General features: G+C 69.9%; 21 protein-coding genes. 11 read left to right on the top strand and 10 right to left on the bottom strand.

Going from position 1 to position 22,235, the window contains the following annotated elements; genetic code table 11:
- Positions 1–34: 34 nt before the first annotated feature.
- Genes pgl through tkt form a run of 6 tightly spaced genes read right to left on the bottom strand, consistent with a single transcriptional unit; the run spans position 35 to position 8,438 of the window.
- Positions 35–805 carry a 6-phosphogluconolactonase gene (gene pgl, locus ACIBGM_RS32805; protein ID WP_396387749.1) on the bottom strand — a complete coding sequence of 257 codons (771 nt, stop codon included), beginning with the start codon at positions 803–805 and terminating at the stop codon, positions 35–37.
- Complete coding sequence (locus ACIBGM_RS32810) at positions 802–1,980, bottom strand: glucose-6-phosphate dehydrogenase assembly protein OpcA (protein ID WP_396387750.1); 1,179 nt, start codon at positions 1,978–1,980, stop codon at positions 802–804. Before ACIBGM_RS32810 ends, pgl begins: the two co-directional genes overlap by 4 nt.
- The gene (gene zwf / locus ACIBGM_RS32815) at positions 1,977–3,527 is read right to left on the bottom strand and encodes a glucose-6-phosphate dehydrogenase (protein ID WP_396387751.1); all 1,551 of its coding nucleotides are present in this window, start codon (positions 3,525–3,527) and stop codon (positions 1,977–1,979) included. The genes ACIBGM_RS32810 and zwf overlap by 4 nt, the downstream gene beginning before the upstream one ends.
- 19 nt (positions 3,528–3,546) lie before the next feature.
- Positions 3,547–5,151: a glucose-6-phosphate isomerase gene (locus ACIBGM_RS32820; protein WP_396387752.1), complete on the bottom strand. Its 1,605-nt coding sequence runs from the start codon at positions 5,149–5,151 to the stop codon at positions 3,547–3,549.
- Positions 5,148–6,269: a transaldolase gene (tal, locus tag ACIBGM_RS32825; protein ID WP_396387753.1), complete on the bottom strand. Its 1,122-nt coding sequence runs from the start codon at positions 6,267–6,269 to the stop codon at positions 5,148–5,150. Before tal ends, ACIBGM_RS32820 begins: the two co-directional genes overlap by 4 nt.
- Positions 6,270–6,302: 33 nt before the next feature.
- Positions 6,303–8,438: a transketolase gene (gene tkt / locus ACIBGM_RS32830; protein WP_396387815.1), complete on the bottom strand. Its 2,136-nt coding sequence runs from the start codon at positions 8,436–8,438 to the stop codon at positions 6,303–6,305.
- Between the two features lie 341 nt (positions 8,439–8,779).
- On the opposite strand from tkt, the gene ACIBGM_RS32835 reads away from it, so the two are divergent.
- Positions 8,780–9,694, top strand: coding sequence for a heme o synthase (locus ACIBGM_RS32835; RefSeq protein ID WP_360521640.1), 915 nt, complete (start codon positions 8,780–8,782; stop codon positions 9,692–9,694).
- A 1,019-nt stretch (positions 9,695–10,713) separates the two neighbouring features.
- Positions 10,714–11,838, top strand: a complete 1,125-nt coding sequence (locus ACIBGM_RS32840) for a ScyD/ScyE family protein (RefSeq protein ID WP_360521383.1) — start codon at positions 10,714–10,716, stop codon at positions 11,836–11,838.
- 58 nt (positions 11,839–11,896) lie between these two features.
- Here ACIBGM_RS32840 and ACIBGM_RS32845 read toward each other — a convergent pair whose 3' ends face one another.
- Genes ACIBGM_RS32845 through ACIBGM_RS32855 form a run of 3 tightly spaced genes read right to left on the bottom strand, consistent with a single transcriptional unit; the run spans position 11,897 to position 14,341 of the window.
- The gene (locus ACIBGM_RS32845; protein WP_360521380.1) at positions 11,897–12,823 is read right to left on the bottom strand and encodes a COX15/CtaA family protein; all 927 of its coding nucleotides are present in this window, start codon (positions 12,821–12,823) and stop codon (positions 11,897–11,899) included.
- 28 nt (positions 12,824–12,851) lie between these two features.
- Positions 12,852–13,628 (bottom strand): ABC transporter permease, encoded by a 777-nt coding sequence (locus tag ACIBGM_RS32850; protein ID WP_360521377.1) that lies wholly within the window; start codon positions 13,626–13,628, stop codon positions 12,852–12,854.
- A complete protein-coding gene (locus ACIBGM_RS32855; protein ID WP_396387754.1) occupies positions 13,625–14,341 on the bottom strand; it encodes an ABC transporter ATP-binding protein in 717 nt (238 codons plus the stop codon). The genes ACIBGM_RS32850 and ACIBGM_RS32855 overlap by 4 nt, the downstream gene beginning before the upstream one ends.
- A gap of 163 nt (positions 14,342–14,504) precedes the next feature.
- Between ACIBGM_RS32855 and ACIBGM_RS32860 the strand changes: the two genes are divergently transcribed.
- From ACIBGM_RS32860 to ACIBGM_RS32900, 9 genes are read left to right on the top strand one after another with little or no spacing between them, the layout of a single operon-like run.
- Positions 14,505–15,236, top strand: a complete 732-nt coding sequence (locus tag ACIBGM_RS32860) for a helix-turn-helix transcriptional regulator (RefSeq protein WP_396387755.1) — start codon at positions 14,505–14,507, stop codon at positions 15,234–15,236.
- Positions 15,233–16,645 carry a Fe-S cluster assembly protein SufB gene (gene sufB, locus ACIBGM_RS32865; protein WP_360521371.1) on the top strand — a complete coding sequence of 471 codons (1,413 nt, stop codon included), beginning with the start codon at positions 15,233–15,235 and terminating at the stop codon, positions 16,643–16,645. The genes ACIBGM_RS32860 and sufB overlap by 4 nt, the downstream gene beginning before the upstream one ends.
- A complete protein-coding gene (gene sufD, locus ACIBGM_RS32870) occupies positions 16,645–17,844 on the top strand; it encodes a Fe-S cluster assembly protein SufD (RefSeq protein WP_360521368.1) in 1,200 nt (399 codons plus the stop codon). Before sufB ends, sufD begins: the two co-directional genes overlap by 1 nt.
- Positions 17,841–18,179 (top strand): non-heme iron oxygenase ferredoxin subunit, encoded by a 339-nt coding sequence (locus ACIBGM_RS32875; RefSeq protein WP_360521365.1) that lies wholly within the window; start codon positions 17,841–17,843, stop codon positions 18,177–18,179. Before sufD ends, ACIBGM_RS32875 begins: the two co-directional genes overlap by 4 nt.
- Before the next feature lie 25 nt (positions 18,180–18,204).
- Complete coding sequence (sufC, locus tag ACIBGM_RS32880; protein ID WP_360521362.1) at positions 18,205–18,966, top strand: Fe-S cluster assembly ATPase SufC; 762 nt, start codon at positions 18,205–18,207, stop codon at positions 18,964–18,966.
- A complete protein-coding gene (locus ACIBGM_RS32885; RefSeq protein WP_360521359.1) occupies positions 18,963–20,219 on the top strand; it encodes a cysteine desulfurase in 1,257 nt (418 codons plus the stop codon). Before sufC ends, ACIBGM_RS32885 begins: the two co-directional genes overlap by 4 nt.
- A complete protein-coding gene (gene sufU, locus ACIBGM_RS32890; protein WP_360521356.1) occupies positions 20,219–20,689 on the top strand; it encodes a Fe-S cluster assembly sulfur transfer protein SufU in 471 nt (156 codons plus the stop codon). Before ACIBGM_RS32885 ends, sufU begins: the two co-directional genes overlap by 1 nt.
- Positions 20,682–21,065: a metal-sulfur cluster assembly factor gene (locus tag ACIBGM_RS32895; RefSeq protein ID WP_360521353.1), complete on the top strand. Its 384-nt coding sequence runs from the start codon at positions 20,682–20,684 to the stop codon at positions 21,063–21,065. The genes sufU and ACIBGM_RS32895 overlap by 8 nt, the downstream gene beginning before the upstream one ends.
- A complete protein-coding gene (locus ACIBGM_RS32900) occupies positions 21,062–21,691 on the top strand; it encodes an acVLRF1 family peptidyl-tRNA hydrolase (RefSeq protein ID WP_360521350.1) in 630 nt (209 codons plus the stop codon). The genes ACIBGM_RS32895 and ACIBGM_RS32900 overlap by 4 nt, the downstream gene beginning before the upstream one ends.
- On the opposite strand, the gene ACIBGM_RS32905 is transcribed toward ACIBGM_RS32900, so the two are convergent.
- Positions 21,673–22,233: a hypothetical protein gene (locus ACIBGM_RS32905; protein WP_360521347.1), complete on the bottom strand. Its 561-nt coding sequence runs from the start codon at positions 22,231–22,233 to the stop codon at positions 21,673–21,675. The two genes, ACIBGM_RS32900 and ACIBGM_RS32905, sit on opposite strands and share 19 nt — an antisense overlap.
- Between the last annotated feature and the right edge of the window lie 2 nt (positions 22,234–22,235).

Raw genomic sequence — 22,235 nt, forward strand, 5'->3', positions numbered from 1 at the left:
GCCGAACGATCAGAGGCAGCCGGGCTGGTTTCGGCTAGGTGCGGGGTGCGCGGATGCTGCTGGGGATCTCGCCGGCGGACGCCTCGTCGAGGAGCCAGAGGGTGCGGTTCAGGCCTTGGACGCCGGCGGCGGGGATCTGCAGGCGGCCCGTGCCGGCCAGGGCCAGGCGGACGGCCTTGGCCTTGTCGTCGCCGGAGACCACGAACCAGACCTCGTGGGCCCGATTCAGGGCCGGGAAGGTCAGAGAGATGCGGGTTGGCGGCGGCTTGGGGGAGCCGTGGACGGCGATCGCCGCGGTGTCCTCGGAGTACAGCCCCGCGTGCTCCGGGAAGAGTGACGCGACATGGCCGTCCGGGCCGACACCCAGGAGCAGTACGTCGAAGGTCGGTACGCGGTCCCGATCGCCGGCGCCCACCGCCTTGGCCAGCTCGGATGCGTAAGCAGCCGCAGCCGCCTCCGCGCCCTGGCCGGTATCGGCGGGCATGACGTGGACCCGGGCCGGATCCACGTCCACGTGGTCGAGCAGGGCCTCGCGAGCCTGCGTCTCGTTGCGGTCGGGGTCGCCGTCCGGCAGGAACCGCTCGTCACCCCACCAGAACTCCACCCGCCGCCAATCGATCGCGCTACGGGCCGGCGACTCGGCGACGGCCCGGTAGACGACCGAGGCGACCCGGCCGCCGGTCAGCACGACCTGCGCGACCCGGCCGCTGCTCTGCACGTCGACGAGCCGGGTGATGAGCCGGGCCGCGACGGCGTGGGCCAGGCCCTCGGCGTCGCGGTTGACCAGGATCGACGGTGCGCTCATGACCGCCCCGCCACCCGCTTGCCCGTGCTCTTCTTCGCTGCCGTCTTCTTGGCCGCGGTCTTCTTCGAGGTGGACGTCTTCCGCGCCGCAGACTTCTTCACGGCAGCAGACTTCCGGGCAGGCGCCGCCTTCTTCGCGGCGACGGCCTTCTTCTCCTTGGTGGCAGCCGGCGTCGGCGCGTCCGCAGCCGCCGTACTCGTGGCCGCCTTGGACGCCGCGGTCTGGGCCGAACGCCGGTCCTCCGCGCTCACCTTCTTGGCCTCAGCCGGCATGTTCTCCCGCTCGACCATGCACGCCAGCGTCTTCGCGTACACGTCGTCCGGGTCGAGCCGCCGCAGCTCCTCGCTCAACAACTCGGACGTCGTACGGCGCTTCAGCGCCACCGGCCGGTCCGGAGCGCCGGGCACGCTGAACGTCGCCACCGCGCCGTCCGGCCTGGTCAGTGAGATCGGCCCGGTCGGCGTGAACAGGCGGGCCGCGGTGATCCCCGGGCCGCGCGACACTTTCTGCTCGACCGTGACACCCAGCCGGTGCTGCAGCCACGCGGCAAGCAGGTCCGCACTCGGGTTGCCCTTGGCCGACGTGATCTCGGCGCCGGTCACCTTCGTCGGGTACTGGTCGAGAGCCGCCGCGAGCAGCGCACGCCACGGCGTGAGCCGCGTCCACGCGAAGTCGGTGTCGCCCGGTTCGTACCCTTCGGCCCGCGCCGAGAAGTCGACCGACGCCCGCCGGGTCGCGGCCGCGTCGGTTACCCGGCGCCGGCCGAGCCGGCCCAGGGGGTCCTCCGCCGGAGCCTTCGGCCCGCCACCCGGCCACCACACGATGACGGGGGAGTCGGGCAGCAGCAGGGGAGTGATGACGGACTCGGGCACCTTGGCCAGCTCGCCGTGCAGCCGCAGCAGCACCGCCTCACCCGGAATCCCTTCACCGACACGTACTTCGGCGTCCAGGCCCGACGCACCCCGCCCGGGTCGCAGTATCGCGACCAGCACGCGGGACGGGTGCTCACGGCCTGCTTCGTTCGCGGCCTTCATCGCGTCGTGGTGGGACGCCTCGTCGACGACCACGACGATCGTGCCGACCATGCCCATGGCCGGAGAGCCCGCGTTCCGGCGGGCCTTCAGCAGCGCCGAGGCGATCTCGCTCGACGTCGTGCCGGTCAGGTCGATGATCATGGCCGCCTCCAGGCGCGTCCGTCGCGGGCGAGCATCTCGTGCGCGGAGTCCGGGCCCCAGCCGCCGGACTCGTACTGCTCCGGCTTGCCGTGCCCGGCCCAGTAGTCGATCACCGGGTCGAGGATCTTCCAGCCCAGCTCCACCTCGGTGTGCTGCGGGAACAGCGGCGGGTCGCCGAGCAGTACGTCGAGGATCAGCCGTTCGTACGCCTCGGGGGAGGACTCGGTGAAGGAGCCGCCGTACGCGAAGTCCATGTTCACGTCGCGGATCTCCATCGAGGTGCCGGGCACCTTGGCGCCGAAGCGCATCGTGATGCCCTCGTCCGGCTGGATCCGCAGCACCAGCGCGTTCTGGCCGAGCTCCTCCGTCGACGTCTTGGTGAACGGCAGGTGCGGCGCGCGCTTGAACATCACCGCGACCTCGGTGACCCGGCGGCCGAGCCGCTTGCCGGTGCGCAGGTAGAACGGGACGCCGGCCCAGCGGCGGGTGTCGACGTCGACCCGCAGCGCGGCGAAGGTCTCGGTCGCGGAGTCCTGCGGGATGGCGTCCTCCTGCAGGTAGCCCTTGACCTTCACGCCGCCGGCCCAGCCGGGGGCGTACTGGCCGCGGGCCGTGTGCAGGTCGAGGCGCTCCGGCAGCTTGACCGCGGCCAGCACCTTCTTCTTCTCCTGGCGCAGCGACCAGGCGTCGAAGCTGACCGGCTCCTCCATCGCGACCAGCGCGAGCAGTTGGAGCAGGTGGTTCTGGATCACGTCCCGGGCCGCGCCGATGCCGTCGTAGTACCCGGCCCGGCCGCCGATGCCGATGTCCTCGGCCATCGTGATCTGGACGTGGTCGACGTAGTGGCTGTTCCAGACCGGCTCGAACATGGCGTTGGCGAACCGCAGCGCCAGCATGTTCTGCACGGTCTCCTTGCCCAGGTAGTGGTCGATCCGGAACACCGCCTCGGGCGGGAACACCGACTCGACCACGTGGTTCAGCTCGCGGGCGCTCTTCAGGTCGTGCCCGAACGGCTTCTCGATCACCACCCGCCGCCACGAGCCGGGCACCTCGTCGGTCAGCCCGTGCTCGGACAGCTGCTGCACGACCTGCGGGAACAGGCCGGGCGGGATGGACAGGTAGAACGCGTGGTTGCCACCGGTGCCGCGGGTGACGTCCAGCTCGTCCACGGTCTCCCGCAGCCGCTTGAACGCCTCGTCGTCGGTCAGGTCGCCCGGCACGAACCGGAAGCCCTCGGCCAGCTGCTGCCAGACCTCTTCCCGGAACGGCGTCCGGGCGTGCTCCTTGACCGAGTCGTGCACGATCTGGGCGAAGTCCTGGTTGGTGTAGTCACGCCGGGCGAACCCGACCAGGGCGAAGCCCGGGGGCAGCAGCCCCCGGTTCGCCAGGTCGTAGACCGCCGGCATCAGCTTCTTGCGGGCCAGGTCGCCGGTGACACCGAAGATCACCAGGCTGCAGGGCCCGGCGATCCGCGGCAGCCGCCGGTCCTGCGGGTCCCGCAGCGGGTTGACCGGTCCGGTCAGCTCTTCGTCGAGCTCAGCGGTCATCAGCCGCTTTCCTCCGAGACTAGTTGTTCAACAGAGACGAGAGTTGCTGTACGCCGGCCGCCGGATCGGTCAGGTGGAGCCGCAGCACCGGCCGCCCGCGCTCGGCGAGGACATTCGCGTCACCGGCCGCCTGGGCCGAGATCAGCGTGCCGAACGTGAACGGGCGATCGGGGATCTCCACGTCCGCCGGGTGCGCCGCAGTGATCTGCAGGAACACGCCCTCCGGGTGGCCGCCCTTGTGGTACTGGCCGGTCGAGTGCAGGAACCGCGGACCCCAGCCGAAGGTCACCGGCCGCCCGGTCTGCTTCGCGAGCTCCGCGCGGATCGACGCCAGGCCGGCGTCGCGCTCGGAGTCCAGGTACGCCATCACGGCCAGGTAGCCCTTGTCGTCGAGCTGGCCGAGCAGTGCGTTGATCGCGCCCTTGAGCGAGTCCACACCGTCCAGCAGGCCCTCGGACCCACGCACCTCGACAGAGCCGTCGGTGAACGCTGCCTCCTCCGGCTCGGGCTGTGCGTCGAGCAGACCGCGAGCAGCCGCCTTCGCGCTCTCCACGTCCGGCTGGTCGAACGGGTTGATCCCCAGCAGGTAGCCCGCGACCGCAGTCGCGACCTCCCACAGCAGGAACTGCCCACCGAGCGAACCGGTGGTCACGACCGTCGGTGTGCCGGAGGCGACGCTGGCCGAGCTGCTGTCGGCGGCGAGCAAGGCGTGCACGAGGTCGCCCGCACCGCTGTGCAGCTCCGGTGCGTCGAGGCTCTCGACGGCGACGGGCAGTACGCCGGTGCCGTTCTTGCCGGTGCTCTCGGCGATCAGCTGCTCGGCCCAGTCGGGGAACCCGACGATCGACGAGCCGCCGGAGGCGATGATCGCCTTGTCCCGGCCCGGGCTCGCGGCGAGCACCGCACCCAGGACGAGCGCCGGGTTCGAGGCGTCGTCGGCCTGCAGCGCCGGGGCCACCTCCGCGGCCTGGTCGAGCAGCTCGGCCACGTCCGCACCGGCCAGCGCCGACGGGACCAGCCCGAAGGCGGTCAGCGCGCTGTAGCGGCCGCCGACGTTCGGGTCGGCGAGGAACGTCTTGCGATACCCCTCGTCCGCCGACAGCTTCTCGAACGGCGAACCCGGGTCGGTCACCACCACGATCCGGCCGGCCGGATCGATGCCCGCGTCGGTGAACGCCTTGACGAACGCCCGCCGGTGGCTGTCGGTCTCGACCGTGCCACCCGACTTGCTGGACACCACGACGACGGTCTTCTGCAGGTCACCGGCCAGGGCCCGGCCGACCACGCTCGGGTCGGTCGAGTCCAGGACGACGAGGTCCACGCCGGCGGTCCGGGTGATCACCTCGGGGGCCAGCGACGAGCCGCCCATCCCGGACAGCACGATCCGGTCCAGGCCCTCGGCCCGGAGATCGGCCTGCAGGGCCTCGATCTCGGCCAGCAGCGGCCGCGACGAGTCGTGCAGGTCGACCCAGTTCAGCCGGATCGCCGACTCCGACTCGGCGTCCGGACCCCAGGTGGTGGCGTCCTTGGCCGCGATCCGGGAGGCGATCTTCTCGTCGACCAGCCGTTCGACGACCTCGCGCCAGCCCTCGCCGTACGCGTTCACAGTGACATTGTCGGTCACTTGGCCGCCCCCTGCTGTGCACTCTTCAACGCGGCGGTGACGGTGTCCTGAAGTTCGGACCACGAGGCGTCGAACTTCGCGACACCTTCGTCCTCGAGCACCTGGACGACCTCGTCGTACGAGATGCCCAGCTTCTCCAGGTCGTCGATCACCTTCCGGTCGGCCGCGTAGTCGCCGCGGACCGTGTCACCGGTCACCTCGCTGTGCTCGGCGACCGCCTTGATGGTTGCCTCCGGCATCGTGTTGACCACGCCGCGGGTGACCAGGTTGTCGACGTACAGGGTCGCCGGGTACGACGGGTCCTTCACGCCGGTGGACGCCCACAGCGGGCGCTGCGGCTTGGCGCCGGCGGTCTCGATCTCGCGCCAGCGGTCGGAGCCGAAGATCTCCTCGTACGCCTCGAACGCGAGCCGGGCGTTGGCGACCGCGGCCTTGCCCTTGAGCGCCTTCGCCTCGTCGGTGCCGATGGCGTCGAGGCGCTTGTCCACCTCGGTGTCCACCCGGCTGACGAAGAAGGACGCGACGCTGGCCAGCTTGGTCACGTCGTGGCCGTTCTCGATCGCCTTCTCCAGGCCGCTCAGGAACGCGTCCGCGACCGCCTTGTAGCGCTCCAGCGAGAAGATCAGCGTCACGTTCACGCTGATCCCGGCGGCCAGCGTCTCGGTGATCGCAGGCAGGCCCTCCCGGGTGGCCGGGATCTTCACGAAGACGTTGTCCCGGCCGACGGTCTCCCACAGCTCCTTGGCCTGGGCGATCGTCTTCTCGGTGTCCCGGGCCAGGCTGGGCTCGACCTCGATCGAGACCCGGCCGTCGACGGTGTCGGTGTCGTCGTACACCGGCTTGAACAGGTCAGCCGCGTCCCGGACGTCGTCGGTGGTGATCACCCGGATGGCCTCGTCGGTGGAGACCCCCTCGGCGGCCAGCCGGGACACCTGCTCGGCGTACGCATCCGCGTCGGAGATCGCCTTGGCGAAGATCGTCGGGTTGGTGGTCACGCCGCTGATGTGGGCGTCCTGGATCAGCGTCGCGAGGCCGCCGCTGGTCAGCCGCTGCCGGGAGAGGTCGTCGAGCCAGATGGAGACACCCGCGTCGGCGAGTGCTTTCAAGCGATCGTTCATGTCCGAAGCCTCCGGATGTTCTGTTGTGGTGTGTCAGTTGCGCTCGTTGGTGGCGTCGGCGTTCGGGTCGGCGCTCACCGCCGGGTCGTCGCCGGGGCCGATTCCGCCGGCCGGGCGTCGCCCTGCCGGTACCCCGGAGCCGCCGAGTTCCGCGGCGGCGGCGATGCTGTCCTTGGCGGCCTGGACGACGGCAGCTGCGGTGATGCCGAACTCGTCGTACAGGACCTTGTAGTCGGCGGAAGCGCCGAAGTGCTCCAGGCTCACGCTGCGACCGGCGTCACCGACGACCTCGCGCCAGCCCAGCGCGATCCCGGCCTCGACCGAGACCCGGGCCCGGACCTGCGGCGGGATCACCGCGTCGCGGTAGGCGTCGTTCTGCTCGTCGAACCACTCGCGCGACACCATCGACACGACCCGGGCCTTGATGCCCTGCTCGGCCAGCGTGTTCCGGGCCTCGACGGCCAGCTGCACCTCGGAGCCGGTGCCGATCAGCACGACGTCCGGCGTCCCTTCGGTGTCGAGCAGCGTGTAGCCGCCCCTGTGCACGTTCTCGGTGCCGGCGAAGCCGTCGGCGCCGCGCGGGAACACCGGGACGTTCTGCCGGGTCAGCGCCAGGCCGGCCGGGCGGTCCTTGTGCTGGAGGATCGCGGCCCATGCGGCCGCCGTCTCGTTCGCGTCCGCGGGGCGTACGACGTCCAGGCCCGGAATGGCCCGCAGCGCCGCCAGGTGCTCGATCGGCTGGTGGGTCGGGCCGTCCTCGCCGAGGCCGATCGAGTCGTGCGTCCACACGTAGGTGACCGGCAGCTTCATCAGCGCGGCCAGCCGGACCGACGGGCGCATGTAATCGCTGAAGACCAGGAAGGTGCCGCCGTACGGGCGGGTGCCGCCGTGCAGCGCGATGCCGTTCAGGATCGAGCCCATGCCGTGCTCGCGGATGCCGAAGTGCAGCACCCGGCCGTACTCGTCGCCCTGGAACTCCTTGGTGGAGAACTCGGCGGGGACGAAGGACGGCTGGCCCTTCGGGGTGGTGTTGTTCGAGCCGGCGAGGTCGGCCGAACCGCCCCACAGCTCGGGGAGCTCGGGCGCGAGCTTGGTCAGCACCTCACCGGAGGCGGCCCGGGTGGCGACACCCTTGGCGTCGGCGTCCCAGCTCGGCAGCGCATCCTGCCAGCCGGCCGGCAGATCGCGGTTGCCCAGCCGGGCGAACAGCTCGGCCCGCTCCGCGTTCGCGGCCTTCCAGGCGTCGAAGCCGGTGGTCCACTCGTCCTCGAGGGCCTGGCCGCGCTCGATCGCCGTGCGGGTGTGCGCGATCACGTCGGCGGCCACGTCGAAGGACTTCTCCGGGTCCCAGCCGAGCACCCGCTTGGTGGCGGCGACCTCGTCGGCGCCGAGCGCGGAGCCGTGGATCTTGCCGGTGTTCTGCTTGTTCGGGGCCGGCCAGCCGATGATCGTGTGCAGCCGGATGAAGCTCGGCTTGTCGGTGACCGCCTTGGCCGCCTCCAGGGCGTCGTACAGGGCTTGGACGTCCTCCTCGTAGCCGGTGCCGCCGTTGGTCCAGTCGACGGTCTGGACGTGCCAGCCGTACGCCTCGTAGCGCAGCGCCACGTCCTCGGAGAACGCGATGTCGGTGTCGTCCTCGATCGAGATCTTGTTGGCGTCGTAGATCACCGTGAGGTTGCCGAGCTTCTGGTGCCCGGCCAGCGAGGACGCCTCGGACGAGACACCCTCCTCGAGGTCGCCGTCGGAGGCGATCACGTAGATCTGGTGGTCGAACAGGCTCTCGCCCTTGGCGGTCTCCGGGTCGAACAGGCCGCGCTCACGGCGGGCCGCCATCGCCATCCCGACCGCGTTGCCGACGCCCTGGCCGAGCGGGCCGGTGGTGGTCTCGACACCCTTGGTGTGGCCGTGCTCCGGGTGGCCCGGGGTCAGGCTGCCCCAGGTGCGCAGCGCCTTCAGGTCGTCCAGCTCCAGGCCGAAGCCGGCCAGGTACAGCTGGATGTACAGGGTCAGGCTGGAGTGACCGGCCGACAGCACGAACCGGTCCCGGCCCGCCCACTCCGGGTCCGCCGGATTGTGCCGCATCACCTTCTGGAACAGCAGGTACGCCGCGGGCGCCAGGCTCATCGCCGTACCGGGGTGGCCGTTGCCGACCTTCTCGACCGCGTCCATCGCAAGCACCCGCACGGTGTCGACCGCGCGCTGGTCGAGCTCGGTCCATTCAAGCTTGGGGCTGGTCTTCTCCGTCACGCCGGCGGCGCTCCTCTCATGGCTGCGGGCACTCCTGTCGGTCCCCCGCCAGGAGCCTACTCGCCAGCACGTTTCAGGCTTCTCACAGATCACCAACTCGGACATGTACATCCTTGTTCCCGGGGGGTGGTCAACGACTCCTACGGGGCGTCGTAGACTGTCGAACCGTCAGCGCCGGTCACCGGCGTCAACCCATCGAGTTCGAGGTGTTCGTGACGGCCGTCGACCCGCGTCCAGCCGCGACGACGTCCTACCCGACGCCGCTGCCGGACAGCCCTGCAGTGCTGAGTCCGTCGGTGCGCGACGTGGTGAAGGCGTACGTCGGGCTGACCAAGCCACGCATCATCGAGCTGCTGCTGATCACCACGGTGCCGGTGATGTTCCTGGCCGCCGGGGGAGTGCCCGAGCTCGGCGTCGTCGCCGCCACCCTGGTCGGCGGCATCCTCGCCGCCGGCAGCGCGAACACGATCAACTGCGTGCTCGACCGCGACATCGACGAGCAGATGCGCCGGACCCGCCGCCGCCCGCTGCCCCGGCACGCGGTCAGCCCGCGGTCGGCGACCGTCTTCGGCGTCGTCCTGGGTGTGCTGGCCACGCTCGAGCTCGGCTTCTTCGTGAACTGGCTGTCCTCGATCCTGGCGCTCGCGGCGAACGCCTTCTACGTGTTCGGCTACACGATGGTGCTGAAGCGCCGGACCGTGCAGAACATCGTCTGGGGCGGGATCGCGGGCTGCTTCCCGACCCTGATCGGCTGGACCGCGGTCACCAACGAGCTGGCCTGGACGCCGTTCGTGCTGTTCCTGGTGGTGTTCTTCTGGACCCCGCCGCACACCTGGGCGCTGGCGATGCGCTACCGCGAGGACTACGCATCGGTCGACGTACCGATGCTGCCCGTGGTCGCCACCCCGGTCGCCACGGCCCGCCAGATCATGGCGTACTCGGTGGTGATGGTGATCACCTCGATCGCGCTGTGGCCGATCGCCGACACCGGTTTCGTCTACCCGCTGGCCGCGATCGCGCTCGGCATCGTCTTCCTGCGCGAGGCGCGCGCGTTGTTGCTCCGGGCCCACACCGGCGCCGAGGGCGCGGCCCTGCGACCCATGCGCCTGTTCCACTTCTCGAACATCTACCTGGCCCTGCTGTTCATCGCCGCGGCCATCGATCCGCTGCTGCACTAGTACGGCGCGCGCCCCTCGCGGGCCGTGGCCGAGCGGCGTTCCGGGGTTGCTGTGGGTAGGTGGCCTTCGGGGTGCTGTGCTGAGGTGTTTCGGACTGCTGCGGTTGGGTGGCCTTCGGGACTGCTGGGGGCGCGGTTCCGGGCTGCGGGAGTGTGCCGACCAGGGAAGGACGCAGCTATCCCGGAGCCGCTCACCGGTGTGGTCCCGCTGCGGGCTCGTCTCCTTCGGAGTGGACTGTGGTCGCTGCGATTTCTCTTCCCCGGGTCCGTTGGCGGGCTCTGGTTGCGTCGAGTCGTGGAAATTGGCGGTGGTGGAGCGGAAATCCGAGCCAGATTCCACAACTCGACGACCGGGCGGCGGGTGGTTCGGGCGTGGTTTGGGTGCGGCGGCGGGTTCCCGGGATGTGGATGGATCTGTCCGTATGGCGGGATCTCGCGCCCGAAACGGTGCGACTGCCGGGGGTGTCCACGGTGCAGCGGGACCGTGAACAGGTTATCTACTGTCCGAGCCCCCCAGTAGGTGTTCACGCCCCCGACCCCCAACCCAACCAGACCGTTCCACTCCAAAGCACCCGCCCACACGTCCCATCCGCCGACAACCCGACCGGTCGCAGGGCGAAGCGCTGTCGCGGATTCACGTGCGTTGACCACGCCGGCTCGGGATCCGGCCGACTCTCCGGAATCACCTGTTCGGGCTACAGCTCCCCGCGGGAGCCCGCGAAACCACGCCGACGTCGTTCCGCCACCAACCCACCAGTACCAGTACCAGTACCAGTACCAGCGCCAAGCGCCCGCATCGCTGTCGCCCGCGCCCGCGCCCGCGCCCGCAGCAGCATCAGCAGGCCTCGCAGCGAATGGCTGCGGTTGCAGTGAAACGCTTGTGTGATTGGGGTTTGCGGGGTGTGGCTAGGTGGGCGCAGGGAGTTTTCCCGTTGACCTGATCGTGATCTGATGTTGCGATGTCAGGGTCTGTGGAGGGGGATCCACGCCTGGGGAGACACAGATGCATGGGGGTTCGCAGTGGGGGTACGAACACGTATTGCTGCGGTCGCAGCGCTGGCGCTCGCCGGGTCCGTGCTGGTGGCGGCACCAGCCGAAGCAGGGAAGAAGTACGGCACCACCATCAAGCCGATCGTCTCGGGTCTGACCAGTCCGCGGGGGGTGGCCACGTTCGGCGGGAAGATCATCTACAGCGTCGGCGACGGCTCCGTCTACGAAGCCTGGGCCCACAACGGCAAGGTGATCCGCAAGCTCGGCCAGGTGCAGGGCGGTTTCCCGCCGGCGATCGACACGAACGCCTGGGGTACGACGTACGCCCTGACCGGCGGCGGCGCACCGGCCGAGGAGTTGCCGCCCGGCGCGGCGACGCTCTACCGGCTCCGGCCCGGCAAGGCGCCGGTGAAGGTCGCCGACATCGGCAAGTACCAGATCAAGGACGGGGATCCGTACGACCTGGAAGGCAAGCCGACCGACACCAACCCGTACGGGCTGGCGGCGCTCCGGGACGGCACGGTGCTGGTCGCCGACGCCGGGAACAACGATCTGCTCCGGGTCTGGCCGAACGGGACGATCAAGACCGTGGCCCGGCTCAAACCACGGGTCGTGCCGGTCCCGACCGGTCTGCCGGCCACGGATCCCGAGGGCAACCCGCTGCCGCCGGCCGGTACCCCGATCCCGAGCGAGGCGGTCGCCACGTCGGTCACCGTCGGGTCGGACGGCTACTGGTACGTCGGTGAGCTGCGCGGCTTCCCGGCAACGCCTGGCAAGTCACAGATCTGGCGGATCAAGCCGGGTTCGTACAACGCCGTCTGTGACCCGGCCAAACCGCACACGGGCAAGTGCACGCGGTACGCCGACGGTTACACGTCGATCGTCGACCTGGCCGGCGGCCCGAAGGGCACGCTCGCGGTGGTCGAGTTGGCGAAGGTCAGCTGGCTCCAGTGGGAGCTGGGAGGCTCGCCGATCGGCTCGCTCTACCTGCAGTTCCCGGGCAGGTGGCACAAAGCCGGAGTCAAGAAGGAGCTTGCCCCCGGCAAGCTGACTCTGCCGGGCGGTACGGCGATCAGCCGGTCGGGCAAGGTCTACGTGACGTCACCGCTGTTCGGACCGCCAGGGGCGGTTTACCAGGTGGTGGCGAAACACTGAGTGAGCAACCCGGGGCGTCAGGTCTACTCACCGGGCCAGGCGCCCCGGGTCCCACCCGCTAGGTTGCCGGTGTGCCGCGTTCGCCGTACACCGCCGTCACCAACGCGATCAGCACCGCGGCGAAGAACATGTGGATGAGCACCAGGACCCACGGGAGTCCGGTGAAGTACTGCGTGAAGCCCACCACACCCTGGAGCAGCTCCATCGCCAGCAACCAGGCGGCCAGCTTCCGCAACGTCCGCGAGGTCGCGGTCACCCGGGTCGCGATCACCAGGGCGATCGAGATGCCGAGCAGCGCGAACACCACGTCCGCGTGCAGCTGACTGATCAGCTCCTCGTTGAACCCGTTCCGGCCGGTCTCGGGATCACCCGAGTGCGGACCGGCGCCGGTCACCAAGGTGCCGAGGGCAACGGCCAGCCAGACTGCCACCACACAGGCGGTTGCGAGGGCACGGACCACCGGGGGAGTGTGCGGGTACGGACTCGTCCGCGACCGCCGCATCAACGACACGGTGAGCGTGATGATCACCGGTGAGACCAGGAAGTGGGCCGACACGATCCACGGGTTCAGCCCGGTCAGGACGCTGATGCCGCCGATCACGGCCTGCAGCGGGACACCGAGCGCGGCCGCGGTCGCCAGCCGGCGCAGGTCCTTGCGGACCGGGCGGTACCGCATCACCGCCAGCCAGGTGCCGATCGCAATCACCGCGACCACGAAGCCGAGCATCCGGTTGCCGAACTCGATGGCGCCGTGGATGCCGAGCTCCGGGTGCGGCACGTACGACTCGTCGGTGCACGACGGCCAGGTCGGGCAGCCGAGGCCGGAGCCGGTCAGCCGGACCAGTCCGCCGGTCACCACGATGCCGATGTTCGCCACCACCGACGCCCAGCCCCAGTGCCGGACCGTGTCCAGGCTCGGCTCTGGCACCAGCCGCCAGAATCCGGTGACCGGTGTCGTCTCTTGGGGCGGCGTCTCCGTGCTCATCACCGGCACACTCTAAAGAAGCGCTCGCTCAGTCCCATCGGAAGGTCCGGGAGACGAGGTATCCGATGACTGCCGCCCAGAGCGCCAGCGACAGCGCCGCGGCCCACGGGACGACACCTTCGATGGTCGAGTTGGCCAGCCCGCTGGCCAGCGCAGCACTCGGCAGCAGGCGTACGACGCCCTGCATGCCCGCCGGGTACTCGTCGACCGGCGTGAGCACAGCGCCGCCGACCAACAGCAGCAGGTAGATGAGGTTCGCCGCCGCCAGCGTCGCCTCTGCCCGAAGTACGCCGGCCATCAGCAGACCGAGTGACGCGAAGGCCGCCGTCCCGCACAAGACCATCAGCACGACACCGAAGACGGCGTCAGGGCCACCGACCGGCTTCCAGCCGAGTGCGAAGCCCGCGCCGATCAGCACGACGAGCTGGATCAGCTGAACGGCCAGCACCGCACCGATCTTCCCGGCCAGCAGGCCGGTCCGGGACAGGGGAGAGGCACCGAGTCGCTTGATCACGCCGTACCGCCGCTCGAAGCCGGTCGCGATCGCGAGCGACGTGAAGGACGAGGACAGCACCGCGAGGGCGAGCACCCGGGGGACCGCGTCGTCGATCGGTCGCGCGTCACCCAGGGGAAGGCGATTGCCGAGCCCGGTCCCGCCCAGCAGCAACAGCAGGCCGAGCGGGATGACCAGGGCCAGCAACAGCTGCTCGCCGTTGCGGAGGAGCAGCTTGAACTCCATCCGGGTGTGCGCGATCACCTTGGTCGGCCACGGCGCGCTTCCGGGCTGCGGTGCATAGGTTGTCATCGTGGTTCCGGCTTGGTGAGCTCGAGGAAGACGTCCTCGAGGGACTTCGTGTGGTGCTCGGTCAGCGCGTCCGGGGTGCCGGAGGCGATCACCTTGCCGGCCGACACCACGTGGACCTGGTCGGACAGTTGCTCGGCCTCGTCCATCGCGTGCGTGGTCAGCACGACGGTCACGCCGTCGTCGCGCAGGTCGCGGATCAGGTGCCAGATCTCCCGGCGGCCGTGCGGGTCGAGGCCCGTGGTCGGCTCGTCCAGGAACGCGATCTCCGGCCGGCCGACGATCGCCAGCGCGAACGACAACCGCTGCTTCTGCCCACCCGACAACCGCCGGTACGGCGTCTTGCCGCAGGTACCGAGGTCGAGCCGGTCGATCAGCGTCCGGATGTCGAGCGGGTGGGTGTGCAGGGCGGCGACGTACCGGAGCATCTCGACCGCGCGGACGCCGGACCAGGCGCCGCCTTCCTGCAGCATCACGCCGATCCGCGGCATCAGCTCGTCGTGGTCGGCGACCGGGTCCAGCCCGAGGACGCGGACGCGGCCGGAGGCCGGCCGGCGGAAGCCCTCGCAGCTCTCCACGGTGGTGGTCTTGCCGGCGCCGTTGGGCCCGAGCACGGACGTCACGGTGCCGCCGGTTACGGTGAGACTGAGGCCGTTGACCGCGGCCTTCTCGCCGTACCGCACGACGAGGTTGTCGATCTCCACCGCGACTGGCACGGAAGAAGTCTAGGACCGGCCCGCGGAGCGCTCGGCCCGGGCTCGGGACGAACACTCCGGGCGTGACGCTGGTCACGGTGAGCGGCCACGCCCCGCGGGAGCGTGCGAACCGGTTAGGGGACCCTTATTTGAAGGGCCTGGTGAATTACGCGACACTGATGTTGTGAAAACTCCTGCGACGAACGGACCGGTGCCCGCGGGCGCCGCGACGCCGGCCGCGCGGGACGAGTCCACCCGGGACCGGGTCGCCCGCTCGATCCTGACCAACGGTCCGTCCAGCGCCGCGGTGCTCGCGGAGCGCCTGGAGCTGACTCCGGCGGCAGTCCGCCGGCATCTCGACCACCTGCTCGACGAGGGGCTGGTCGAGGCCCGCGAGGAGCGGGTCTACGGCCCGCGCGGCCGTGGCCGCCCCGCGAAGGTCTTCGTGCTGACCGACACCGGCCGGCACGCGTTCCACCAGGCGTACGACGACCTGGCGGCCACCGCGCTGCGGTTCATCGCCGAGGCCGGCGGTGACGAGGCGGTCGCGGAGTTCGCCCGGCGCCGGGTCGCCGAGGTGGAGAAGCGGTACCGGGAGCTGGTGGACGCGGCTCCCGAGGAGAAGAAGGCGGAGGTGCTCGCCCAGGCCCTCACCGCGGACGGCTACGCGGCGTCCACGGCGAAGGCCGCGCACGGCGAGCAGCTGTGCCAGCACCACTGCCCGGTCGCGCACGTGGCCGAGCAGTTCCCCCAGCTGTGCGAGGCGGAGACCGAGGTGTTCGCGCGACTCCTCGGCAAGCACGTCCAGCGGCTGGCCACCATCGCCCACGGCGACGGTGTCTGCACGACGCATATCCCCGGCGAACTGCCGGTTGCCCCTGTATCCCACGGCGAATCTGCGAGGACTGCACGATGACGCAAACCGCTCACCCCGAACTGGAAGGCCTCGGCAACTACCAGTACGGCTGGGCCGACTCCGACGCCGCCGGCGCGGTCGCCAAGCGCGGCCTCAGCGCCGACGTGGTGCGGGGCATCTCCACCCTCAAGAACGAACCGGAGTGGATGCTCGACCTGCGGCTGAAGGGCCTGAAGCTCTTCGACCGCAAGCCGATGCCGTCGTGGGGTGCCGACCTGTCCGGGATCGACTTCGACAACATCAAGTACTTCGTCCGCTCGACCGAGAAGCAGGCGTCGAGCTGGGAAGAGCTGCCCGAGGACATCAAGAACACCTACGACAAGCTCGGCATCCCGGAGGCGGAGAAGCAGCGCCTGGTGGCCGGTGTCGCGGCGCAGTACGAGTCCGAGGTCGTCTACCACCAGATCCGGGAGGACCTGGAGGCCCAGGGCGTCATCTTCCTGGACACCGACACCGGTCTGAAGGAGCACCCGGAGCTCTTCAAGGAGTACTTCGGCTCGGTGATCCCGGTCGGCGACAACAAGTTCGCCTCGCTGAACTCGGCGGTCTGGTCCGGCGGCTCGTTCATCTACGTCCCCAAGGGCGTCAAGGTGGACATCCCGCTGCAGGCCTACTTCCGGATCAACACCGAGAACATGGGCCAGTTCGAGCGGACCCTGATCATCGTCGACGAGGACGCCTACGTGCACTACGTCGAGGGCTGCACGGCGCCGATCTACAAGTCGGACTCGCTGCACTCCGCGGTGGTCGAGATCATCGTGAAGAAGGGCGCCCGCTGCCGCTACACGACGATCCAGAACTGGTCGAACAACGTCTACAACCTGGTCACCAAGCGCGCCACCTGCGAGGAGGGCGCGACGATGGAGTGGATCGACGGCAACATCGGCTCCAAGGTGACCATGAAGTACCCGGCCGTCTACCTGATGGGCGAGCACGCCAAGGGCGAGACCCTGTCGGTCGCGTTCGCCGGCGAGGGCCAGCACCAGGACGCCGGGTCGAAGATGGTGCACAACGCGCCGTACACCTCCAGCTCGATCGTGTCGAAGTCGGTGGCCCGCGGCGGTGGCCGGACGTCGTACCGGGGCCTGGTCGAGGTGGCGCCGGGGTCGCACCACAGCAAGTCCACGGTGCGCTGTGACGCGCTGCTGGTCGACACCATCAGCCGTTCGGACACCTACCCGTACGTCGACGTCCGCGAGGACGACGTGGCGATGGGGCACGAGGCGACCGTGTCCAAGGTCAGCGACGACCAGCTCTTCTACCTGATGAGCCGGGGCATGGCCGAGGACGAGGCGATGGCGATGATCGTCCGCGGCTTCATCGAGCCGATCGCCCGCGAACTCCCGATGGAGTACGCGCTGGAACTGAACCGACTGATCGAGCTGCAGATGGAAGGGGCCGTCGGCTGATGTCGTCCTCCGAGACCCTGGTTGCCACCGGCAACCGGGCGCACTCCCACGGCGGCGGGACGATCCCGCTGCAGGCACGCAGTGAGCGGCCGACGTCGTACGACGTCGCCGACTTCCCGGTGCCGAACGGGCGCGAGGAGGAGTGGCGCTTCACCCCGGTCAAGCAGCTCAAGGCCCTGTTCGACGACGCGGCCGGCACCGAGACCCCGAAGGTCGGGGCGGCCGGCCCGGACGGCGTCGTGATCGAGACCGTAGCGGCCGACTCGCTCAAGGTCGGCACGCCGCAGGACCGGTCGGCCGCGGTCGCGTGGAACCACGCGGCCGAGGCGCTGGCGGTGCGGATCCCGAAGGAGGCCGAGCTCACCGAGCCGGTGCACGTGAACGTCGCGAGCCTCGGCGCCCGTGGTTTCGCGCACCTGATCGTGGACGCCGGCCGGCACAGCAAGTCGATCGTGATCATCGACCACACCGGCGCCGGTGAGCTTGCGGTGAACGTCGAGATCGTCGCCGGCGACGGCGCCGACCTGCGGGTCGTCTCGATCCAGCAGGCCGACCACGAGTCGATCCACCTCGCCCAGCACGACGCGCTGGTCGGCCGGGACGCCCGGCTGCACCACGTCGCGGTCACCCTCGGCGGCAAGATCGTCCGGATCGCGACCAACGTCCGGTACGCCGGTCCCGGCGGCGACGCCGAGCTCGTCGGGGTGTACTTCGCCGAGTCCGGCCAGCACCACGAGCACCGGCTGTTCGTCGACCACGAGGCGACCCACTGCAAGAGCAACGTGCTCTACAAGGGCGCGCTGGCCGGCGACAACGCCCGCTCGGTGTGGATCGGCGACGTGCTGATCCGGGCCGCGGCCGAGGGCACCGATACCTTCGAGCTGAACCGGAACCTGGTGCTCACCGACGGCGCCCGCGCCGACTCGGTGCCGAACCTGGAGATCGAGACCGGTGAGATCGAGGGCGCCGGGCACGCGTCCGCGACCGGCCGGTTCGACGACGAGCAGCTGTTCTACCTGCAGGCCCGCGGCATCCCCGAGGACGCGGCCCGGCGGCTGGTGGTGTCCGGCTTCTTCAACGACATCATCGGCAAGATCGGCGTCCCCGAGGTGGCCGAGCACCTGCACGACGTGATCGAGGAGAAGCTGGCCCGGACCGCGGAGCTCAGCGCCTCCGCCAAGGCGGTCATCGGCCAGTGAGCGACTCCTTCGAGCGCGCCTGCGCCGTCACCGACGTACCGGACGAGGGAGTCGTCCCGGTCGAGGTCGGCGGCGTCGAGGTCGCGGTCGTGAAGAGCGATGGACAGTACTTCGCGGTGCGGGACGAGTGCTCGCACGCGCAGATCCAGCTGTCCGAGGGTGACGTCGGCGAGTGCGAGATCGAGTGCTGGCTGCACGGGTCCCGCTTCGACCTGCGCACCGGTGAGCCGACCAGCCTGCCCGCGTACGACCCGGTGCCGGTGTACCCGGTGCGTCTCGACGGCGACGACGTACTCGTCGACGTGAAGAACCCCCTGAACCAGTCCTCCCTGTAAAACCGACGGAGATAGAAGAAACCTCATGGCGACACTCGAGATCCGCGACCTGCACGTGTCGGTCGACACCGAGGCCGGCCCCAAGCAGATCCTGCGCGGCGTCGACCTGACCATCAAGGGCGGTCAGACGCACGCGATCATGGGCCCGAACGGTTCCGGCAAGTCGACACTGGCGTACTCGATCGCCGGTCACCCGAAGTACAACATCACCAGTGGAACCGTGACGCTGGACGGCGAGGACGTCCTCGACATGAAGGTCGACGAGCGTGCCCGCGCCGGTCTGTTCCTGGCGATGCAGTACCCGGTCGAGGTGCCGGGGGTGTCGGTGGCGAACTTCCTCCGGACCGCGAAGACCGCGATCGACGGCGAGGCCCCGAAGCTGCGTACCTGGGTCAAGGACGTCAACACCGCGCTGTCCGACCTGGAGATGGACCCCGAGTTCGCCCAGCGCAACGTCAACGAGGGCTTCTCCGGCGGTGAGAAGAAGCGCCACGAGATCGTCCAGCTCGAGCTGCTGAACCCGAAGATCGCGATCCTCGACGAGACCGACTCCGGCCTCGACATCGACGCGCTGCGGATCGTCTCCACCGGCGTCAACCGGTTCTCCGAGCAGGGTGACAAGGGCGTTCTGCTGATCACCCACTACACGCGGATCCTGCGCTACATCAAGCCGGACTTCGTGCACGTGTTCGTCGACGGCCGGATCGCCGAAGAGGGCGGCCCGGAGCTGGCCGAGGAACTGGAAGCCAACGGCTACGAGCGTTTCCTGAAGGCAGGCGCCAAGTGACCGACGCCCGGACGTTCAGCAGTCCCCTGGACCTGCAGTCGGTCCGGGCGGACTTCCCCATCCTCACGCGCGAGCTCGCGAACGGGTTCCCGCTGGTCTACCTGGACTCGGCGAACTCGTCGCAGAAGCCGCGCCAGGTGGTCCAGGCGCTCGAGGACCACTACCTGCAGCACAACGCCAACGTCGCCCGGGCCATGCACCAGCTGGGTGCCGAGGCGACGGCGGCGTACGAGGGCGGCCGCGACAAGGTGGCCGCGTTCCTCGGCGCGCCGAGCAGGGACGAGATCGTCTTCACCAAGAACGCCTCCGAGGCGCTCAACCTGGCCGCGCACACGCTCGGCGCATCGCTGAAGCCGGGCGACGTGGTGGTGATCTCCGAGATGGAGCACCACAGCAACATCGTCCCGTGGCAGCTGGCCTGTGAGCGGACCGGTGCGACGCTGAAGTGGTTCGGCGTCACCGAAGAGGGCCGGCTCGACCTGAGCAACGTCGACGAGCTGATCACCGAGAACACCAAGGTCGTCGCGCTGACCTGGGTCTCGAACGCGCTCGGCACCATCAACCCGATCACCGACATCGCCGCCAAGGCGCACGCGGTCGGCGCGACCGTCGTCGTGGACGCCTCGCAGGCGGTGCCGCAGTTCCCGGTCGATGTCTCGACGCTCGGCGCGGACCTGCTCGTCTTCACCGGTCACAAGGTGGTCGGCCCGACCGGCATCGGCGTCCTCTGGGGCCGCTACGACCTGCTCGCCGAGCTGCCGCCGTTCCTCGGTGGTGGCGAGATGATCGAGGTCGTGCGGATGACCGGCTCGACGTACGCCGCGCCGCCGGCCAGGTTCGAGGCCGGTACGCCGCCGATCGCGCAGGCGGTCGGCCTCGGTGCGGCGGTCGACTACCTGTCCGGGATCGGCATGGACAAGATCGCCGCCCACGAGCGCGCGGTCGTCGAGTTCGCGCTCGAGGGGCTGAAGACCGTTCCCGGGCTGACGATTCTCGGGCCGACCGATGCGACCGACCACGGTGGCGCGATCAGCTTCGAGCTGGACGGCGTCCACCCGCACGACGTCGCGACCGTGCTGGACACCCGCGGGATCGCGGTTCGGGCCGGGCACCACTGTGCGCGGCCGGTGCACGAGCGGTTCGGCGTGCAGTCCTCGACGCGGGCTTCCTTCTACCTCTACACGACCCCGGAGGAGGTCGAGGCGCTGGTCGACGGCCTCGGTTTCGTCCGGTCCTTCTTCAAGGTGGCTTGATGCAGCTGGACTCGCTGTACCAGGAGATCATCCTGGACCACTACCGCAGCCCGCACCACGCAGGCCTGGCGGAGCCGTACGACGTGGAGGTGCACCACGTGAACCCGTCCTGCGGGGACGAGGTCACGCTCCGGGTCGAGCTCGACGGCGACACGGTGACCGGCGTGACGCACGACAGCGTCGGCTGCTCGATCAGCCAGGCCGCGACCTCGGTGATGACCGACCTGGTGATCGGCAAGCCGGTCGCCGAGGGGATGGCGACGTACGAGAAGTTCCTCGAGCTGATGCAGGGCCGCGGGAATGTCGAGCCGGACGAAGAGGTTCTGGAGGACGGCGTCGCCTTCGCCGGCGTCGCGCAGTTCCCGGCCCGGGTGAAGTGCGCGCTGCTGGGCTGGTCGGCCTGGCGGGACGCCACCGCCCAGGCCCTCGCCCAGACCGAAGCGCAGCACAAAGGAGTGAGCAATGGCTGACCAGACCGACGAGAAGATCGAGCTGCCCGAGGTCGACCTGACCGCGGCGGCTCAGCCCGGCACGGAGCCGGCCAAGGTCGAGGACGTGAACGAGGCGCTCAAGGACGTCGTCGACCCTGAGCTCGGGATCAACGTGGTCGACCTGGGCCTGATCTACGGGATCACCGTGGACGACAGCAGCACCGCGATCATCGACATGACGCTGACGTCGGCGGCCTGCCCGCTGACCGACGTGATCGAGGACCAGACCCGGATGGCGCTGGACGGCCTGGTCAACGACTTCCGGATCAACTGGGTCTGGATGCCGCCGTGGGGTCCGGAGAAGATCACCGACGACGGCCGCGACCAGCTTCGCGCCCTCGGCTTCAACGTGTGAGCAGAGTTGTTTCGGTCGCACCGGAGAGGCTGGACAAGTGGCTGGCCGGATTCGGTGAACGCCACGGCGACGTCTCGTTCGACGTAGCACCGCATCAGGTGACGGTGTCTGCGGCGGACGGAGCGATCGCCGTGGTGGAGATACCCTTCCAGCCCCTCGCGGATCTCAGCCGCGAGGGGCTGCTCGCACATGTGACCGGCGAGCACCGGCTGGGTGTCCTCCTGGTACGCCGGGGCGGGTACGGCGCCGGTGTGTTCGTCGGGAGCCGGCTCGTCGACTCGAAGGTCGGCTCACGGCATGTGCAGGGGACGACGAAGGCCGGTGGGTGGTCGCAGCAGCGGTACGCGCGGCGGCGCGACAACCAGGCCCGGGAGGCGTTCGCGGCCGCGACGGAGGTCGCCGTACGGATCCTGGCCTCGGCGCAGCTCGACGCGTTGGTGTGTGGGGGAGACCGCCGGGCCGTCGACACCGTCCTCGAGGATCCGCGCCTGAAGGACCTGGCCGGCCTGGTCCGGCCGCCGTTCCTCGGCGTACCGGACCCCAAACAGAAGGTCCTCGAGCAGGCCGGCGTGGACGCCCGCGCGATCCGGATCGAGCTGACCGATCCTCAGGACCTGTTGTCGTAGAGCGCGCGGAAGTCCTGCAGCGTGCCACGGTAGTACTCGAGGTCGTCGGTCAGCTTGGCCCGGGTCACGAGCTCCGGGTTCTGCGCGCGGGACTGGCGGCCGAACTCGGACCACACGGCCTCGTCCGGCGCCACGTCGGCGCCGTCGGGCAGGAACTTGAGCGCCTCACCGACCGCGTCCGCGGCGAACTCCCAGTTCAGCTCGACCGTCTCCCGGTCCTGGTCCGGAGCACCGGTGTAGGCCATGTCCGCCGCGAGCGCCCGGCGTGCGTACGTCGCCGCCACCACGGCCCACTGCGCCGCGTCGACGAGCTGCGAGACACCCAGCCCGAAGCGGGCGCCGATCGTGCGGGCAGCGTCCTCGGAGGCGTACGGGATCTCGATCTCACCGGCCGACGACGCGAGCGTCCAGGCCTGCTCGCCCTCGGCGAGGTTCTCGCCCGGGACGATCGGGGCGGGCTCGGTGGCCGGGGCGGACTGGTCGGCGGCGGTCGTCAGGCTCACGTACACCTGTGCCTCGGCCAGCGTCCTTGCGGTCAGCATCG

The sequence above is a fragment of the Kribbella sp. NPDC050470 genome (genome assembly GCF_044458365.1).
Lineage (GTDB): Bacteria > Actinomycetota > Actinomycetes > Propionibacteriales > Kribbellaceae > Kribbella.

Excerpts from the sequence above, each read along its gene's own strand:
- ACIBGM_RS32850 (WP_360521377.1), bottom strand. The coding sequence starts at position 13,628 with ATGACAACCTATGCACCGCAGCCCGGAAGCGCGCCGTGGCCGACCAAG.
- ACIBGM_RS32905 (WP_360521347.1), bottom strand. The coding sequence starts at position 22,233 with ATGCTGACCGCAAGGACGCTGGCCGAGGCACAGGTGTACGTGAGCCTG.
- tkt (WP_396387815.1), bottom strand. The coding sequence starts at position 8,438 with ATGGACGCGGTCGAGAAGGTCGGCAACGGCCACCCCGGTACGGCGATG.
- zwf (WP_396387751.1), bottom strand. The coding sequence starts at position 3,527 with ATGACCGCTGAGCTCGACGAAGAGCTGACCGGACCGGTCAACCCGCTG.
- tal (WP_396387753.1), bottom strand. The coding sequence starts at position 6,269 with ATGAACGATCGCTTGAAAGCACTCGCCGACGCGGGTGTCTCCATCTGG.
- sufU (WP_360521356.1), top strand. The coding sequence starts at position 20,219 with ATGCAGCTGGACTCGCTGTACCAGGAGATCATCCTGGACCACTACCGC.
- pgl (WP_396387749.1), bottom strand. The coding sequence starts at position 805 with ATGAGCGCACCGTCGATCCTGGTCAACCGCGACGCCGAGGGCCTGGCC.
- ACIBGM_RS32845 (WP_360521380.1), bottom strand. The coding sequence starts at position 12,823 with ATGAGCACGGAGACGCCGCCCCAAGAGACGACACCGGTCACCGGATTC.
- ACIBGM_RS32895 (WP_360521353.1), top strand. The coding sequence starts at position 20,682 with ATGGCTGACCAGACCGACGAGAAGATCGAGCTGCCCGAGGTCGACCTG.
- sufC (WP_360521362.1), top strand. The coding sequence starts at position 18,205 with ATGGCGACACTCGAGATCCGCGACCTGCACGTGTCGGTCGACACCGAG.
- sufD (WP_360521368.1), top strand. The coding sequence starts at position 16,645 with ATGTCGTCCTCCGAGACCCTGGTTGCCACCGGCAACCGGGCGCACTCC.
- sufB (WP_360521371.1), top strand. The coding sequence starts at position 15,233 with ATGACGCAAACCGCTCACCCCGAACTGGAAGGCCTCGGCAACTACCAG.
- ACIBGM_RS32810 (WP_396387750.1), bottom strand. The coding sequence starts at position 1,980 with ATGATCATCGACCTGACCGGCACGACGTCGAGCGAGATCGCCTCGGCG.